Raw genomic sequence first — 17,799 nt, 5'->3', positions numbered from 1 at the left:
CCCTGCTCCAACACTACAATCCGATCTGCCTGCCGAATCGTGGACAGCCGGTGGGCGATGATGAAGGTTGTCCTGCCTGCCATCAACCGCTCTAAGGCTTCCATCAGCAGCGCCTCCGTCTGGGCATCCAGGGCAGAAGTGGGTTCATCGAGAATCAGCACCGGCGCATCCTTGAGCAGCGCTCTGGCGATCGCAATCCGCTGCCTTTGTCCTCCCGAAAGGGTGCCTCCTCGCTCGCCAATAACGGTATCGTAGCCCTGGGGCAGCCGTTGAATAAACTCATCGGCGTTGGCAGCTTTTGCCACTGCCACAATTTCTTCATAGCTAGCTCCAGGACGCCCGTAGGCAATGTTATCTGCTACCGTCAGTGGCAGCAAAAATGGCTCTTGCAACACTATAGCCACTTGCGATCGCAAACTGCTCAGTTGCACCTGGCGCACGTCCACCCCGTCAAAGAGGACTCGACCCTGCCAGGGGTCGAAAAAGCGGGGGATCAGGGAAACTAAGGTGCTCTTCCCAGCTCCCGTCATTCCTACCAAAGCGATTGTCTCTCCTGGTTGCACCTCCAGAGTAATGTCCTGGAGGATGGGGTGACCGGGTTTGTAGCCAAAGGTGACTCGCTCTAGGCGAATGTGTCCCCTTACTCCAGGGGGACACGGCGGCAACGGCTTGGCTCCGGTCTCCTCCTGTACCTGATCTTGGACATCTAACATTTCTAAGACTCGGCGAGCACCCGCAGCCCCTGATGCGAAACCAGATGAAATGTAGGCTAGGGTTTCCATAGGCGCATACAAGGAGGCGAGATAAGATAGGAAGACGAGGAGGCTGCCTAAAGACAGCGATCCCTCCAAAACCTGAAAGCCCCCAATCAGAATCATTACCGCTGTGCCCATCGCTGTTACCCCGCTAACGCTAACTTTGAATTGTAGCTGGGAGAGGACAGCGCGCAAATGAGCTTGGACTACTTGCCGAGATAGGTTGCGGAACCGGTTATCTTCGTGGGCTTCACGGCTAAATGCTTGAACAATTGGTACTGCTGTCAGCGCCTGCTCACTCAGCGCCATGATCTCGCCTTCGAGCTGTTGATGCTGGTAGTTACGTTCAGTCATAGGCTGGTTAAAAAACCGGATTAACACCACTAACAGTGGAGCAACAAGCAGTGCCAGCAGTGACAGGGTGGGATCAAGTTGCCACATCACGGCTAACATCGCGACCAAACTGACCAGGGAAGTGAGTATGGGGAGGAAGACATTCATCACCAGTACCTGTATGCAGCGGCTATCAGTCATCACTCGCCTGATCAGATCGCCAGTGGGTTGTTGACCGTGGAAACCCAGAGAAAGACGCTGTAGGTGATCGAACAGTACTGCCCCCAAGCTGTACGCCATTCGACTGCCGATGCCATTTCCAACGTAATTCTGAATAATGCGAACTGCCTCACTGGCTAGAAATAGCAAGATCGTGCTGCCAGCTAACCAACCTAGTAACCAAGAAGGTGATTCTTCACCAGGTATGGCTTTAAGCCAGGTAAAGGAGTGCGGGAGCGGCTGGTCGGTCAAAACATAATCGACGATCAACTTTAGGGGCCAGGGCTTGAGTACATTAAGTCCTACCCCCACAAGCATCAGCAGCATCATTGATAAGAGTCCGCGCCTATGGGGCAGGGCGTAGGGTATCAGTCGTAGCCACCATCGCTTCATAACACCACCTCCGACGGGGAGTCAGAAAACTGCAAAGTGTGCAAGCGCTGGTAAAGACCACCCACGGCCAGCAACTTCTGGTGCGTCCCCATCTCCACCACCTGACCCCCGTCCAGCACAGCGATCCGGTTTGCTTGCCGAATAGTGGAGAGCCGGTGGGCAATAATGAAAGTGGTCCGCCCTGCCATCAATCGCTCTATAGCTGATAGCAGCAGGGCTTCGGTTTGCCCGTCCAAGGCAGAAGTGGGTTCGTCGAGAATCAGTACCGGAGCATCCTTGAGCAGTGCCCGGGCGATCGCAATCCGCTGCCTTTGTCCTCCCGAAAGGGTCGCCCCTCGCTCGCCAATAACCGTGTCGTAACCCTGGGGCAGCCGTTTAATAAACTCATCGGCGTTGGCAGCTTTGGCCACTGTTACAATTTCTTCATAGCTAGCTCCGGGACGCCCGTAGGCAATGTTATCTGCCACCGTCAGCGGCAGGAGGAAAGGTTCCTGCAAGACCAACCCTATTTGCGATCGCAAACTGGTCAGTTGCAACTGGCGCACATCCACCCCGTCCAGGAGTACTCGTCCCTGCCAGGGGTCGAAAAAGCGGGGGATCAGAGAAACCAGGGTACTCTTGCCAGCACCCGTCAACCCCACTAGGGCGATTGTTTCTCCTGGCTGGGCTTCCAGAGTAATATCTTTGAGAACCGGATCCCCTAATTGGTACCCGAAGCTGACCTTTTCTAGGCGCACCCATCCTTTGGATCCCCCAGGGGGTAGGGGCTGGGCTCCAGGGGCATCCTGTACCTCTTCCTTAGCATCCAAGACTTCCAGCACCCGATCAATACTTGCTTCCACGGATTTCAGACTTCCATAGGTAGTTAGCAGACTCCTAAATGCTTTTTGCAGAGATTGCAAATAGGCGAGGAAGACCAGGAAACTACCGACCGTAATTGTCCCCAATAATACCTGCTGCCCCCCGGCATAGAAAACAATCGCAGTACCAACTGTAGTAATTGAGCCGTTGGCAAATCCGTAGGTACTCTTGAGCAGGGTGCCCCGTTGGGACTGAGCAACTGCGTCCGTTGCCAGGTACTGGAACTGCTTTCTATTGCGGTTTTCCGTGCCAAATGCCTGTACTACCGGGATCGCGGTGAAGGTCTGGTGGACGAAACTCAGCAGACGGGACTGGGCTTCCCGGTTCAGCTTCGTCCGGCGTTTGAGCCGGGCACCGAAAAACAGGGTGGAACCCCCCATCAGTGGCGCTACTGCTAGGGATAGCAGGGTTAGTGTTGGCTCTAGGTTCCAGGCAACGATGCCAATGCTCAACAAAGTCAGCACTTGCTGGGCAGGTGAGACCAGCAGGGCATTAGTCAAGGTATATACACAATAGGTGTCTACTGTCAAGCGACTCAGGGAATCACCGACACTGCGCTGACTGTGGAACAGCAGCGAGAGGCGTTGGAGTCGATGAAACAGCTTCTGTGCCAGGTCATAGACCATGCGTTGACCAGCAGCGCTCCAGAACCAGATTAGACCCACTTCAAGGATAGCATTCAGGGCATAGAGTCCGAGGCTAGCAAGAGCAGCTGTAACAACCAGCACAAAGGGCGTCACGGTCAGGTTCCAGTTCCCCAAAAGCGACCCAACTACCGCTGGCACAGCCGTGTCACCAAGTGCGTAATCCACCAGGATTTTCATCGGCCAGGGTTGGAGAGTGGTAACAAAGGAGGTGGCTGCAGTCAAAGCGAGAATCACTACGAAGGTACGCCACTGGCGCAGTGGGTATAGGAGCATACGCCGGTATCGGTGCTTCGTTGCTGCAATTTCTGGACTCATCTACAGTTCCACTCCTATGATCGCAGCTTGCTTATTTTGCTGTGAGTTCGTAGGATTGTTGGTGGCAGATTCGAGATTAATGCCTTCTAACTGTCTGAGTACGTAAAGGTAGGAAGCTTTGGCAGTAGCACAATCCTGGAAATTTGCCAGCAAGAGCAGTACAGCTACTGTTCCAAGAATAGCAGAAGCCATACCTGCCTGGTCAAAGGCTGCTACAGCACAGAGCAGTAGCAAAAGGAACTTAATGATTAAGGCAGGGACAGCAACCCTCGGCCAGGAGCGGAATCGCAGCAGTTGCTTACCCCCACCGTGCTCTTCAATGGTCATTAGTATCCGGACAGCGCCGAACAACCCACCCCGCACCTCCAGATCCCAGCGGTCGAAATCACTGCCACGGTAAATCACTGCTCCCTGTTCCCGGAGTCCAAATTCTAACCTTTCCAACCACTGTTCCTGGGACTGCCAAGACTCGCTCCAGATCTGATCTTTCCGAGGTCTGGGAAATTGCAAAAAGGAGACACCACGCCTTCGCCAGGGGGTGAGCCCGTTGTCAAGGCGACCTTTGAGTCGTGCCAGGGGCTGTAGCAGATACAGGAGTACTGTCAAGCTATAAAGCTGGAAGCGGGGGAGGCGAGATGCAACAGGGGTTGTAAAAGAAGCTTTAGAAGCACTCAGGATGGCTTGAGTAACAGGTGCAGCAATAGCAGCAAGCAGGAAGGGGACTGTCCAGACCATTGGTTTCCAGAGCAGTCCCAGGCTGGACAGCCCTGCAAGAGCGAGGATGACTAGGTACCATTCCGGCATGGTTGGCAGTGCGGGAAACAGCCCTGGTGCAGGCTGATAGACAGATTGGAACAGGGCACTACCCCAAGTCCCGTGATATATCCGACTTAAGCGCCAGCCCAGTATCTGCACTAGCCCCTTACCGTAAAGCCGCCCAGACCAATTGAGATGACCGGCGGCATTATACTTTTGTGGCCATTTCTGTTCCAGTAGGGCTTCAGCCTTACCATATCCTTGTTGCTGTTTCCAGTACATCTTCACCGAGTTGCGGCGATGATGCCAGACAACGGCGCTGGGGCTGAAACCTATTTTCCAGCCACGCTCCTGTAGCCGCCAGCAGATATCCACGTCATCCCCCGCAGCCCGAAACCGGGGATCAAATCCACCAATCTCTTGGAGGTGGGTTTTCCAGTAAGCCATGTTGCAACCAGGAATGTGTTCTGCCTCCTGATCGGAAAGCAGGACATGGATTGGTCCTCCCGGTGCGTTGCTAACACAATCCGCTATCAAGCCATCACCGGGAGGGGGGATATTGGGTCCACCAACTCCTGCCCAGTCTCCTTTCAGGAAAGTAGCAGCTAGATAGGTGAGCCAGTGGGGATCGGGATAGGCATCGTCGTCGATGTAGGCGATGATGGCACCCGTAGCGGCTTCTAAGGCGGTATTCCGGGCACTGCTTAACCCCCTATTTTGCTTGTGGATGATTACCCGCACCTTGTATTCCTTAGCAATTGCAGCAACGCCATCAGTAGAACCGTCATCCACTACAATAACTTCATAGTTAGGATAATCGAGATATTGCAACGCTTCCAAGGTATCTCGTATGGTACTTGCTCCGTTGTAGGAGCAGACAGCTACCGAGATCCGTGGGCAGGGGAGGTATGCCGGAAATGGTCCTGCGGCAAAGGCTTGGTGAACGGCTGAGAGCGCCGGTTTAGGACGCCTTTGGCGATCAGTGAGACCGAAATCCCAGTCTTCGATGTCAAAACCTCCCCGATACCATTCGTCAGTCCAGGCAAAGACAAAACAGCCAGCACAGCCAGCTGCCAAGATAGTTTGGATTTGCCAGTCCAGGGTTTTCGCCTGTGTTTCCTCCCCGTTTCTGAGGCTATCTAGCCCAATCTCAGCCATCACCAACGGTCGATCCCCTGCTATATTATGGAGGCGGGCAAGGTAAGCTTCCAGTCGGTCCCGGGACTCTAGATAGACATTAAAACAGACAAAATCCACAAAAGGAAGTTGTAAATACTCGGTGCTAGGATAGTTGACATAAGTCACCAGGGCTTCTGAATCTTCGGCTTTGACAGTTAGATAAAGTCTTTTGAGGAAATTCTCCACCCGTTGACGACCATACCAGCGCACAATGGGGGCTGGTATCTCATTACCGATAGCATAGCAGAGAATTGCCTGGTGTCCAACACAGGCACGCACCCCCGCCCGTACTCGCTTTTCTATGTCTTGGATGCGCTTCTTCTGATCGAGGAAGGCAATATGCTGTTCCCAAGGTAGTCCTACCATCACATAAAGGTTGTGCTTGGCAGCCAAATCAAGCAACCAGCCAGGGGGAACAGTGTAGGTGCGAACTGAGTTAATTCCCTGTGACGCCATCATGGCAAAATCCCGGGCAACTACATCGGGTTTGGGATACAGTTCCCCCTGCCTATTGGGGCGAAATGTTCCATACGTGACTCCCTTAATATAAAGTTTTTTGCTCCCAACGACAATAAACTTGCCTTTGACTGCAGGGCAAATTTTAGTCTTGCAACTCTTCATAACAATTTGGGGTTGGTAAGGGAAAAAACGAATACTCCTGTCATTGTCTTGATGCAGTCGCTCCTAAGTGACTGCATCTGTGAGGTATTGGTGAGGAGTTGATCCTCTTACATAAAGAGCACAAGGGTAGAGCTTCCCTTGACCTATAAACTATAGGAGTATCTATCTTTCCTGTGTACAGTGTATTGATGCAGCGTATTGATGCAGTCGGCCAAAGGGGGTTTCCCCCATGAGGGACTGCATCAATACGCTGCAATATTTATGACTGATTCCTTGAACCAGTCCGTGTTTTTTTAAAATATTGAATGAGCTGGTTGGGCGAGTAGCAACTCGACCTGTATAGGTTCCTATTTTTGGGCCAAAGCGTGACAATAGCTTTGACAATATACACCGTTGGGAACCCTTTCAAAAAGTTGAATCTGGCTACATAGCGACTAGGAAAACCAAACTTATTTTACCACACATCTGACCATTCCCATGTCCTAAGGGCGTTAATTAACCAGGTGTGATAATCTTCAATAAAAAAAACTATCAACTTGACCAACCTTGGCGGCATATAACCAATGAGTTTTAGGAAGGTTTTGACCAGAAGTGTTGAATCGCTTAATAAAACTTACTATAAATCAGTCTAGGAGTGCTGTCAAGAAGCAATTGCTAAAAATATATAATCTTTTTAAACCAATGAATATCACTTATTTATTGACTCATACCTCCTGGTAAATAGCGAAGTTGATCTAATCAAGATGTCATCCATTTTTGGAAATGGAGCACTCATTTTGGCTAATAATTAACTAGTCATAATTTATTCAAATATCTCACAATTTGAGCTAGATTTTTGTTGAAGGTTTTAAAGCTTGAACGCTTCTGGATAAATACAGTCTCCTGTTAGGAGTTTTCTTTGACGTATTTTTTATAACCAACTGCATCAATCCTAGCCAACTATTACTCCTAAGTCTAGGCAAAATGGCAACTATTACTCCTAATTCGAGTAGGTTTTAGGTTTGTTTACCTGAAGAGGAATCACGGAACGGGGGACGAAGTAGTAGCAGAAACCGAAAACCCGACGCAGGTGCCATGGTTTGTAGCCAACTGCTAGCTGGGGTTTCTGTATCTGACCAGAAGAGTCAAAAGTAATATATCCTTTCAAAACCCAAGCCGTGCTCGCCCCCCCCGAATAGATAATATACTTGTTGGGAAATAGGGGAGACTAGGAGGTGAGCCTGCGGGTGAGGGGCAATGATAACTAGTGAGCGAGCACAGAAACAAGACCGACTGCTGCGGGCACTTAGAGGGTTGAACCGGAAAGCATTTGATGAGCTAATGCCAAGGTTCAGTGCTGTCTATGAGCAATTTGCCAACAACTCTTATAATAATAAGGTTAAAATTCTGGCAACTCTATTAGTTATGGGGATTTAAACATGAGTCCTAGACAAACTACCAGACAAGCGTCCACCAGGTCGACGAAGTCTAAGCCAAAAAACGTTGTTCAACCGGAAAAAGAAGCTATCATTACTGTATTTCCGGAAAGGCAAGAAGATGCTTCCGCTTTAGCTGCTAAATTAGTACCACTATCCCAGATTGTCCTGCCAGCTACTCAACCCAGGCACTATTTTGACCCCAAGGCAATGCAATCTCTGGTGGAGTCAGTAGGCCGTGAAGGTATCCTCCAGCCTTTATTAGTAAGGCCAGTGGGTGATAAGTATGAGTTGGTGGCTGGAGAAAGAAGATATCGCGCCGCTCAAGAATGCTCCTTGAGCGAAGTGCCTGTAACCATCCGGGAGATGTCTGATACTCAGGCAATACAGTATGCGCTGACGGAGAATCTGCAACGAGAGGATTTGAACCCGGTGGAGGAGACAGAAGGTATTTTGGATTTACTGGCGCTGAGGTTGTTAACCGATAGGGGATGGGTTATCTCACTGTTAAATAAATTATCAAAAACTAAACGGCACCTGGCGGCGGACAACGATGTCCGCCCAGAAGATCAACAGATACTTACAGACGTGTTTGCCAGTATTGGCAAGATGTCTCCTGAGTCTTTCCGAACCCACAGGCTGCCATTACTCAACCTTCCTAGTGATATCTTGGAGGCGTTGAGGTCTGGGTCAATCGAATATACAAAAGCTAGGGAAATAGGCAAGGTAGAATCGGAATCTGACCGCATGGAGATTCTGGAGGCTGCTATAGAGTATAATTTATCAATCAATCAAATTCGAGAGAGGGTGAAAGGTTTACAGCCTCCCTCACCAGAGAGGGAACTGCAACAGCAATTGGAAAGTACCTACAAACGAGTGAAAAAATTTAAGGTGTGCTCTAATCCTGACAAACAGGATAGGTTGAAATCTTTGTTGGCAGAACTGGAAGCTTTGATTGCTGAAGATAAATAAGAGCATCTTTGGCGGCTATCAATGTTCACCTTCTACCTGGGATGGCTTTAGCTGCCTCAATCTTGATATTCCATCTATCCAGTGTGATTCCGACAGTTTGCTCAAGTCTTGTCAAAGCTCTTAAATAGTCAATCCTGGCATTAAGCTCCCTATTTTTGGCCTGTACCAAGTCATTCTCGAAATCCAAAACATCGATCAGTCGAGTTCCTCTGACTCCCAATCTCAGTTTTTCCCGTTCGTTCTGTAGTTGTTGTTCAGATAATTCTCTGGCTTGCCGCGCCAGTTGTATCTGTCTTAGATTGAATTTCACATCTCTAATTCTGTTATTAATTTCAATTTCTAGAGTTTCACGTGCTTCCTGCAAATTGTTATTGGCTTGTTGGAGTTGAATGTTACTGCGTTCAACAGCCTGTTCTAGGCTAAGATTACCCAATTCACGTTTTAAAGTCAGTCTGCCCCTCAAGTCCATTGTATCATCGCCTACCAGAGTGGTGGTAGTTAAGTCATAGTCTACCTGGAAATCTAAGTTCCAGCGCCTTTCATTTTTGGCCAGCAATAGGTTTAATTTAGCGATTTCTAATCGGCTCACAGATTGCAAATAATCTGGGTTGTTTACCAAAGCTAATTGCTGTAGCTTCTCTGACTCCAGAGGGGTTGAGTCTACTGGAGCCGGAATATCTGCAGCTACCAGTTCTAAATTTTGCTCAAGTTCGAGAATCTCAATCAGATCTAAACCAGCTTGAGCAAGTCTATTCCTAGCTGTTAATAAGCTCACTTCTCGGTTAGCCACTTCTGTCTCGCTTTGGACGAGTTCAACCCGTGCTCGCCTGCCAGCATCAATCAAAGCCTCTATAACTTCCATTTGCCGTTTGGCGCTCTCTAGGGAAAGCTGCTCGATTTTGATTTGTTCCTGAGCTTGGAGTAACCTCAGGTAAGCTTCGATAGCATTTGTAATGGTGTTGATCAGATTCGATTTTAACTCAACAATGTTGATCGCTTCTTCCTGCCGGGCAATCTGAATAGGAGCTCTGTTGACATCTACTCCAAATCCCCTTAAGAGAGGTTGTATAAAACTGAAAGTTAAATTTTGACTTAATAAGTCGTCTCCGATGCTGCTAATATTATTACTGTCTTGCAATCTACCTCTAGGACTCCACGTCACCTTCAGGTCTCCACCAGTGATGATATTGAGATCCAAGGTTACAGCTAAATTTAATTCACTGTCTGTTCTTAGAGTGGATCCTAACTGGTTACGATTGAATTCAACGAACATTTCTGGGGTAAAATTGGGAGCAAATTCATCTTCAGCTACTGCCAGTTCTTGTAGGTCAATTATCCTTTGAAGGTAAGCGTTTTTGATAATTCTATTATTTTGCAAGGCTAAGATGACAACATTAGAAAGGGTTAATTTTAGTTTCTGCGGCTTTGTTGCTAATTCTTCCTGCTCTTGTTCTTTTCTAGTTTCAGTATCGGGCTGAGTCCGTTCTGCTTTTTCCTGGAAATTTGCCTTGATAGGTTGAGTTTGGTTGTTACTTCGATTGGTAGTTAGAGAAGCAAAACTTGGCATCTGCACCACTGAACTGCTCTCTGTCTTGTGTTCCTGAGGAACGCTCCAAAAACGGCTCTTTCCACTGGGATTAATGAAAGGAACACTCGAACTTCTCCCCTTTTGTGCGTCTCCCCTTTTGTGCGTTCCGCCATCGGGTTTTTTAAGAGCATTCGACTGGCGGTGTTTTCCGCTGCTTATGGATGGAAGAAACACGGCGACTTCTCCCCTATTTCCCCCAGCTTCACCAACAATGCCTGCTTGCCCAACTTGTTGATTGAGAGGACTGACGTTTACTAAAAGATTTGTGGCATTGGCAGTTTGGATAGGATTAAAAGGCAACTCAGGATGAGGATTGGTTTGAGAGGGTTGAGGGACGACAAAAGTACAAACCGTCCCCAAAATTGCCGACAGAGGTATCATTACGTCAAGTCTGTTGTACATCTAATCACCCAAGTAGCAATAAGCGCGAATTGGGAATTTTTTAATCTTTATCCTTTTCACACATCCCATATCTATGTTGCTAAAATTACATTAGCTATTCTAACTTGTTGAAATCCAACGAATCTAATCAATGATTCAATCGAAATTGCACAAATGGTAAGTAATCAGTACCAACCTGTGGCTATTCGCTTGGAGGAGGTTTCTAAAGTTTATGGCAGTGGCCATACAGCAGTTCACGCCATTTCTAACATTAACCTGATTATAGAGCAGGGTGAATATTGCTCAATTATGGGCACATCTGGCTCGGGAAAATCCACAACCATGAATATAATTGGTTGTCTTGACCAACCAACCTCAGGACACTATTATCTCGATAATCTAGATGTTTCTGGGCTAACTGATGTAGAGTTAGCCCAGATTCGCAATCGCAATATTGGCTTTGTCTTCCAGCAGTTCCACTTATTGCCTAAGATGACAGCGCTGGACAATGTGATTTTGCCAATGGTTTATGCAGGGATGCCAAAGGCAGAAAGACGCGATCGCGCCGAGGAAGCCTTGAAGCGAGTGGGTTTAGAAAATCGGATGTATAATAAACCCACTCAATTATCTGGGGGACAGCAGCAAAGAGTAGCGATCGCTCGGGCTATTGCCAACAACCCTGTTCTCTTGCTCGCCGACGAACCGACTGGAGCTCTCGACTCTCGCACTACTGGGGAAGTGATGGAATTGTTTGGGGAACTCAATGCCAGTGGTATCACCGTAGTGATGGTAACCCATGAGCCAGAGGTAGCCCGTCTCACCAGGCGCATTGTCTGGTTCCGTGATGGGGAAGTGGTGCATTCCCATCTTACGCCAGAGGAGATGCTTCAGGTTGCCGTTGCTTATTAGGGATTGGCGATGGGGAAGAGTTGTTTATATCAAGTCCGGATAATTAGTGATAAAAAACCTTCTCTCTTGAAACCTTACTCCTTTACTTCTGCCTTCTGCCTTCTGCCCTCTGCCTTGCTTTCGCGCCTCGTGTAAGTATTCAACTGGACATGATATTACTTCGATGAGCGCAGTGCTTTCACTGGATCTAGTTTGCTGGCTTGCACGGCGGGGAAGAAAACACTGCCTACCCCTACCACCACTGCCGAGCTTAATGCCAAGGTGGCCGTTTCCAATTCAAATTCGTAGGGCAACTCAAACTTATTGGCAACCCCAATCGTCGCCCAATGTACCGTGGCGATCGCAACTGTACCTCCAACGAGACTTAGTAAAACAGCTTCTAGAATAAACTGCAGCCTAATCTCTGTCTGGGTTGCGCCGATTGCTCGCCGCAGGCCAATTTCTTGGGTGCGTTCAACCACTGAGGCAAGGGTAATATTGGCAATGCCAACACCGCCAACCAAAAGCGTAATGATTGCTAGGACTAGCAGTCCCCGGGAAACAAATACCAGTGTTTGCCGTTGCTCCAAGATATCATCAATGTTATTCTGAGCCCAAAACATTCCACCTGGGTAGCGTTGGGATAACAGCTGCTGAGCCTGCTGTTCTAGGTCTTTCATGTCTTTGAGATTGTTGGGGCGCAGCTGAAGTCCTCCGATATCACGACCGCCGCTCAAAACTCTATAGAGGGACAAGGGCACCAGCATCTCACCGTTTGGTTTATACTCTGCAGTTCTTAGCTTAGTTTCGATTACCCCTATGACGATATAGGGCTGGTCAGCGGCATAAAGGCGTTGCCCTATCGGGTTTTGCCCAGGAAAAAGTTGCTCTGCCAAAAATTGATCTATGACCGCCAAAGGTCGATAGTTGGCAAAATCAGCAACACTGAAGAACCGCCCCTGCAGGATTGCTCGACCCGAAGTCAGCAGGTAGTCTTGGGAAACTGCATGGATAGAAAGGTTCGCCTGCTTATCTTGGAAGATGACTTGACCGCTATCAAACCCAGTATAGGTACTGATGGCATACAAGCCTACCATTCTCTGTTTTAAGAATTCCATATCTTCTAGCTGAAGCTTTCTGCCATCGTTGGTCCAATAATAGACGCTCAACTGAGGTGCTTCTCGCTCGGCTAGTTGTTGTTCAATAACAGTTCGGCTGATACTGCGTATTTGTAAGGTGGCGCTGACTGAAGCGACCCCCATAAAAACGCCCAGGGTTGTTAGCAAAGAACGTAAGGGGTTACCACTTAGAGAGTTGTAAGTTAGAGCAACTAAGTCAAGGGGTGAGATGCTCATGAGCAATTCAAAATAAATAAATAAATAAATAAATAAATAAATAAATAAATAAATAAATAAATAAATAAATAAATAAATAGCAAGTGTTTTGGCTGCTTCTGAAAAGTTTTGAGCAACCATTGCTTCGATTTGCTTTACTGCTCTGCTTTGGGGATAACAGGCATTCCTGGGTTTAGGGACGATCCAGTGGGGGGCAAAACTATCACGTCGCCAGGGCGTAGTCCCGACGTTACCTCTACCTTTGTTAAGGCCTCTAGCCCCAGTGTTACACTGCGTTTTTGAACCTTGCCTTGAGTATCCCGTACCCACACGAAGGCATTAGCTCCAGAATTTTGAATCACGTCCGTGTCCAAAACTACTACATTTTGGCGTGCAGCCACAATAATCTCAACATCCAATTTGCTACCAGGAATCAGCGTCTTGCTGGGTCGATCCAGCTTTATAGTTGCAGTCACCGTGGCTTGACCAGAGCTTTTTCCCTTCTCACCATTATTATTTGAGGTAGTTGCCAGTTTTGACACGCTTTGAACTCTGCCAGTGAAACTTTTGGCGTTTGGTCCAATCACTCTAACGCGGGCAATTTGATTGACTTGAACGCGGACAGCATCAAGGGGTGAAAGCTGGAGTTTTACTATTCCTTGTGAGGGATTGCCGAGGGTCAGCAGAGCATCGCCCAGCTTGACCACTTCTCCAACTTTGACATTGATTTCCAGCACTGTTCCATTCAGGGTTGCCTTGACAAGGTTTTTCTGTATTTCCTCCTCAATTTTTTTTCTCTCCAGTCTCAGGCGTTCCAGTTCATGAGTATCTGTACTGACCTGTGACTGAGCATCCTGCAATTGAGCTTCAGCAGTCAGAACTTGGTTTGACAGTTCCCGCTGTTTACTTTGGCGCTGCTGTTGTAGACTCTGCAGTTCCAGTACCGTGGTGTCAACGGCTAACTCAGCATCCCGCAATTGAGATTTAATCGTTAGGATTTGGTCTTTCTGTTGCTGAAGTTCATTTTCTGGAATAAAGCCCTTTTGCAGGAGAACCTCACTTTCTTGGAGTTCCCGTTGAGCAGCGTTGAGTTTTGCAGTAAGTTCTAGAACTTTTTCACGGTTGCGAGCCAGCTGGAGTTCCTGCTTGCGCATCTCTACCTCTTGGAAGGCAAGTGCCTGGAGTTCCTTTTGAGCCACTGTCAGCTTTTGGGAGGCTTCAATAGTTTTCTGACGGTTGCGCTCTAGCTTCAGTTCTTGTTTCTGAATCTCTAACTGCTGTTGCGCAAGGGCAGTTTGGCGCTCTGGATCCCTCAGAATTACCAGTGTCTGACCTAATGCAACACTATTACCCACACCAACAAGTATCTGCTCTACTGTGCCATCTACTGGAGATTGGAGAGTTTGTTGACCACCTAGTTCCATCGTCCCGCTCTCGTTAATCACTTCCTCAAGATAATCTTCTTCCACGGCCAACAGACTTACCTCTACTGGCTCGGAGGGACGATTCTGATTCCAGTTGTAGAGTAGCAAGCCACCAGCAGTAGCTATGGTCAGCATCCCTGACCAGCCGATCCATTTAACTCCACTCTTAAATTTTTGTTTTGCCCTTGTGCGATCAGCCACAGTCTTCATGGACAAGTCTAGTTACCCCTTTAGTATTCATAATTTACTTTTAATGTCAATTAAGGGTTGAAACCCTTGTAATTTCCTCAATAGTTCCAAAACCATGATTTTGAACCCTTACGGGTATCTCCTCCGGAGAGGCTGCGCCAACGCCAGTCGCTTTATGCCGGGGAACTCGTCCACCGCGCTGGCTCACAAGTCTCGAAACCCTTATGGGACAAGAGGGGTTTTTAATTTAGATCAGGCGTAATTTTATTTTACCTACTGCTGCTTAGTAGCAAGAAACCATCAATAGACCCAACTTCCAACAAAAGATGCCTTAAAACTCCCGGTTCGCTTATTTTCGGCGTTGCTGAATACTGGAATGGTTAAACAGAAAGGGGAATTTTTTTGGCTCTTCCGGACTTACGGCGGTTTGCATAACTATGAGGTACATTAACAAAAATCAGCAAACCAGTTACGGAAATCTTAAGGTGCGCTTTCCGCATTAAGAATTAAATTCGCCACGGGTCGCACCTGTGGATAGGATAACAGAATGGCTATTTCGGATACTAACCTAAATTTTCCAACCTTGGGGTCCGTTTGATTCACCTCAAGATGCGTTCGCGTAGCGTGGCCTACGGCCAATCGCATGGTGCTACAGCAGCAAACCCTGGCAACGATGAAGCGAATCCCTTGTCGAGTTGGAGTAGAGCGATCGCTTGATTTTGGTCAGGACTTACCCATTGCCCCCTAAATCCCCCAAACTTGGGGGACTTTCTCAGTAGTACCCCCCATATTTGGGGGGTTAGGGGGGCGAACCCAACTAAACTTCGTAAGTCCTATTGGTATTAAAGCTATCAAGCTATCATGCTTAATCTCAGGGCAATTGGAACGTGCCATTTAGTTGAGCTTGGCTTCAATAAATATTATACATAACCTACACATAAATCATACGTTTAGCTAACGCGATTGGCCGTAGGCCACGCTACGCGAACGCAAACTTCCATCACTTTAATCTTCTTTATTAAGTCGCAAACTCGTTAATTAAAAAGTTCGTAATTAATCGAGATTGACCCAATTCAAAACCTTAAGAAGTTATACGAACTTTTAGATATTTTATTTTTTGATATGGATTGACATACTGAAAATAAGCAATCCAGTTCAATGTGGCAAAAAAAAACCCGATTAGACTAGCATCTATCACCCCTTAGCCTGATCAAAATACAATGACTAAAAAATTACTCACCAAATTAACAGTTGCTACCACCAGCCTAGCCTTAGTCACCTTAGGAACGACTAGCAGCGCACAAGCAACAAGCTTAACTGGACTGATTGAATTTAACACTAATGGATCAGGAAGTACGGGTACAGCTGTTTGGGATACCGGTGCTGATCGCTTTTGGGACTTGTTCGTTACCAGCGATGGTGAAGACGGTGAATTCATTAATGACCCAAGTAGTCGCAACATCGACTTTGAACTAACAGAAGGTATCCATACATTTACGATTTATGGTGATGGCAGAAGCTCTCTTGCTAATAAAAGTCATTACGGTTTGAATTTGTTTTTCAATGGAGAGACTGCCAATCCAGGGATTTCAGTCTTTGGAGAATTAGCCCGGTCCACTGACTCTGATCCAACCTTTTTAGCCAATAGTAGTGGTTCAACTCGGGGACTGGATGGAAGTACTGTACCAGGCTCAGGAACTCTGTCCTTTATCGATGGTTTAACAACCGTCACACTTACTGACTATATTTATCAAGCACCAAATGTTCAACAGAAAGACCGTGTGAGTGAGTATAGTATAAGTCCAAATGGTCACTTGGACATGGTGGGACAATTTACATTAAACGTAGAAACTACAAACTTAGAAACTACATCTGTCCCTGAACCGGTTTCAGTGCTAGGTCTGCTGACAGTGGGTGCATTCGGTGTTGGTGCAACCCTCAAGGGCAAAAAGAAACAGCAAGCCTAAGCTGGCCGTCTCAAGAAATTAGCAATCTTAACAAATTACCAAACTATAGCAGTTCTCAATTGGGTATTGAGAGCTGCTATATATTGTACACAATCTATACCTAAGCCATACCTTCTGCAAACGCGATCGCAAACTTTCGTAAGCCTTACTAAAGATGTAGGCTAACGGAATTTGATTTGAACCTCCCCATCCTAAGAGGAATGGGGATTCCCAGGCACAACCTAGTTGGTTGTTATCTCCATGGGCGTAACTTTCCCTCGCACCGAGGGTAGCTGAGTAGGGTCAATACCCAGTTTTTTTGAGACCCTTACTTTTTATATTAACACTATTTGAGAGGAAAAATTCATCCCCGACCTAAGAGGACGGGGTATTCTTTTCCCTCTCAAACTCTCCCACTCTGATAACGAAGTAGGCGAAGCCAAAGAACGAAGCAATTAGGATTTCAGCAAAATGGTAATCATCTTTTGGTTTGCTTCTACCCATAATTTTGATTACTGACCCGGTACTCTAGCAGTTTTCTATGGTTATATCACACTCAGGTTAGCAGCCAAGAATCATGTAGGGTGCAAAGTAAATGGCAGTGCTTAACTTACAATACCTGATGGATATTCAGGAAGGATTAGGATTTGCTGAACAATTAGTGTTTTCCAACACAGGGCAATCTCTCAGTGATATCCAAAGAGCAGTTTTGCAAAAATCCTGGCAAGGGCAACGCAAAACCTATGACCAAATCGCTCAAGAGTTAGGCTATTCAGCAAGTTATATCAAGCAGACCGTTGCCCCTAAATTATGGAAACTGTTCTCAGAAGCACTAGGGGAAAAAGTTAGTAAAACCAACTTTCGCAGTGTACTCGAAAGGCGACAGGTTAATCAAGTATCGAGTGACACTCAGGAGCTGATTGGGGTATTGAGACAGGGACTAGAGCCTTACTACAAAGGGAAGGTGCAATCTACAGCTAAGCAACAGATCTCAAATGTTCTTTTTCCTAACCATCCCAAATCCCAAATCTTCAATCCTCAATCGCAGCAGTTGGAGTTACCAGAAGGAAGAGTTCCTTTAACTTCCCGATTTTATGTCGAGCGAGTCCCCTATGAATTTAGGTGTTACGAAGAGATTGTTAAACCAGGAGCCTTTATTCATATTAAAGCACCCAGACAGATGGGTAAAACATCCCTGATGGTCAGGATTCTGGCTCATGCAGAAACTCAGGGTTACCAAACTGTGCGTTTGAACCTTCAACGAGTGGATGTTGAAATTCTCACTAACCTAGATAAATTTTTGCGTTGGTTAGCCTACAATGTCACCCGCAAGCTGAACCTAAAACCTATGCTGGATGATTATTGGCATCAGGACCTCGGTAGTAAAGTCAGCTGCACCACCTATTTCCAAGACTATAGCAATTCTCATAGCTATGAGAATTGCTATAAGTTGTACCTGGGGGGGCGACGAAAATAGTTATAAAGCAGACAGGACAAGCGATTTAGCTCTCATTCCTCGTAAATAATACTTCCATTTATTACGATTAAGTCTCATTAATTCTCGTACTAAATTAATACACTCA

The 17,799-nt window shown here is 47.1% G+C and carries 12 protein-coding genes; 5 read left to right on the top strand and 7 right to left on the bottom strand.

Annotation, left to right across the window (positions count from 1 at the left end):
• The 3 genes from F6K38_RS23155 to F6K38_RS23145 all read right to left on the bottom strand — a co-directional run.
• On the bottom strand, window positions 1–1,700 hold a 1,700-nt coding region (locus F6K38_RS23155; protein ID WP_287357549.1), incomplete at its 3' end, for an ABC transporter ATP-binding protein.
• Window positions 1,697–3,523, bottom strand: coding sequence for an ABC transporter ATP-binding protein (locus F6K38_RS23150; RefSeq protein ID WP_008181237.1), 1,827 nt, complete (start codon window positions 3,521–3,523; stop codon window positions 1,697–1,699). The genes F6K38_RS23150 and F6K38_RS23155, both read right to left, overlap by 4 nt.
• Window positions 3,524–6,079, bottom strand: coding sequence for a glycosyltransferase (locus F6K38_RS23145; RefSeq protein WP_008181239.1), 2,556 nt, complete (start codon window positions 6,077–6,079; stop codon window positions 3,524–3,526). It lies immediately after the preceding gene.
• 1,236 nt (window positions 6,080–7,315) lie between these two features.
• Between F6K38_RS23145 and F6K38_RS23140 the strand changes: the two genes are divergently transcribed.
• Both F6K38_RS23140 and F6K38_RS23135 read left to right on the top strand, forming a co-directional pair.
• Complete coding sequence (locus F6K38_RS23140; protein WP_008181241.1) at window positions 7,316–7,495, top strand: hypothetical protein; 180 nt, start codon at window positions 7,316–7,318, stop codon at window positions 7,493–7,495.
• 2 nt (window positions 7,496–7,497) lie between these two features.
• Entirely contained in the window at window positions 7,498–8,466 is a 969-nt protein-coding gene (locus F6K38_RS23135) for a ParB/RepB/Spo0J family partition protein (protein ID WP_008181242.1), read from the top strand.
• Between the two features lie 25 nt (window positions 8,467–8,491).
• Here F6K38_RS23135 and F6K38_RS23130 read toward each other — a convergent pair whose 3' ends face one another.
• On the bottom strand, window positions 8,492–10,456 hold the full coding sequence (locus F6K38_RS23130; RefSeq protein ID WP_202799167.1) for a TolC family protein: 1,965 nt from the start codon (window positions 10,454–10,456) through the stop codon (window positions 8,492–8,494).
• 153 nt (window positions 10,457–10,609) lie between these two features.
• Between F6K38_RS23130 and F6K38_RS23125 the strand changes: the two genes are divergently transcribed.
• Complete coding sequence (locus F6K38_RS23125; RefSeq protein ID WP_008181244.1) at window positions 10,610–11,344, top strand: ABC transporter ATP-binding protein; 735 nt, start codon at window positions 10,610–10,612, stop codon at window positions 11,342–11,344.
• 155 nt (window positions 11,345–11,499) lie between these two features.
• Here the strand turns inward: F6K38_RS23125 and F6K38_RS23120 are convergent, their stop codons facing one another.
• The 3 genes from F6K38_RS23120 to F6K38_RS23110 form a co-directional block, all read right to left on the bottom strand.
• Window positions 11,500–12,678: an ABC transporter permease gene (locus F6K38_RS23120; RefSeq protein ID WP_044492476.1), complete on the bottom strand. Its 1,179-nt coding sequence runs from the start codon at window positions 12,676–12,678 to the stop codon at window positions 11,500–11,502.
• A gap of 134 nt (window positions 12,679–12,812) precedes the next feature.
• A complete protein-coding gene (locus F6K38_RS23115) occupies window positions 12,813–14,291 on the bottom strand; it encodes an efflux RND transporter periplasmic adaptor subunit (protein WP_008181246.1) in 1,479 nt (492 codons plus the stop codon).
• Window positions 14,292–14,750: 459 nt separating this feature from the next.
• Complete coding sequence (locus F6K38_RS23110; RefSeq protein WP_008181247.1) at window positions 14,751–14,915, bottom strand: hypothetical protein; 165 nt, start codon at window positions 14,913–14,915, stop codon at window positions 14,751–14,753.
• Window positions 14,916–15,490: 575 nt separating this feature from the next.
• Between F6K38_RS23110 and F6K38_RS23105 the strand changes: the two genes are divergently transcribed.
• Together F6K38_RS23105 and F6K38_RS23100 are read left to right on the top strand one after the other, a co-directional pair.
• Window positions 15,491–16,237 carry a PEP-CTERM sorting domain-containing protein gene (locus F6K38_RS23105; protein WP_008181254.1) on the top strand — a complete coding sequence of 249 codons (747 nt, stop codon included), beginning with the start codon at window positions 15,491–15,493 and terminating at the stop codon, window positions 16,235–16,237.
• Window positions 16,238–16,811: 574 nt separating this feature from the next.
• Window positions 16,812–17,693 (top strand): AAA-like domain-containing protein, encoded by an 882-nt coding sequence (locus tag F6K38_RS23100; protein ID WP_008181256.1) that lies wholly within the window; start codon window positions 16,812–16,814, stop codon window positions 17,691–17,693.
• The last annotated feature ends 106 nt before the right edge of the window (window positions 17,694–17,799 follow it).

The sequence above is a fragment of the Moorena sp. SIO3B2 genome, from assembly GCF_010692525.1.
Classification (GTDB): Bacteria; Cyanobacteriota; Cyanobacteriia; order Cyanobacteriales; family Coleofasciculaceae; genus Moorena; species Moorena producens.
This window is presented reverse-complemented; position numbering and strand designations above follow the sequence as displayed.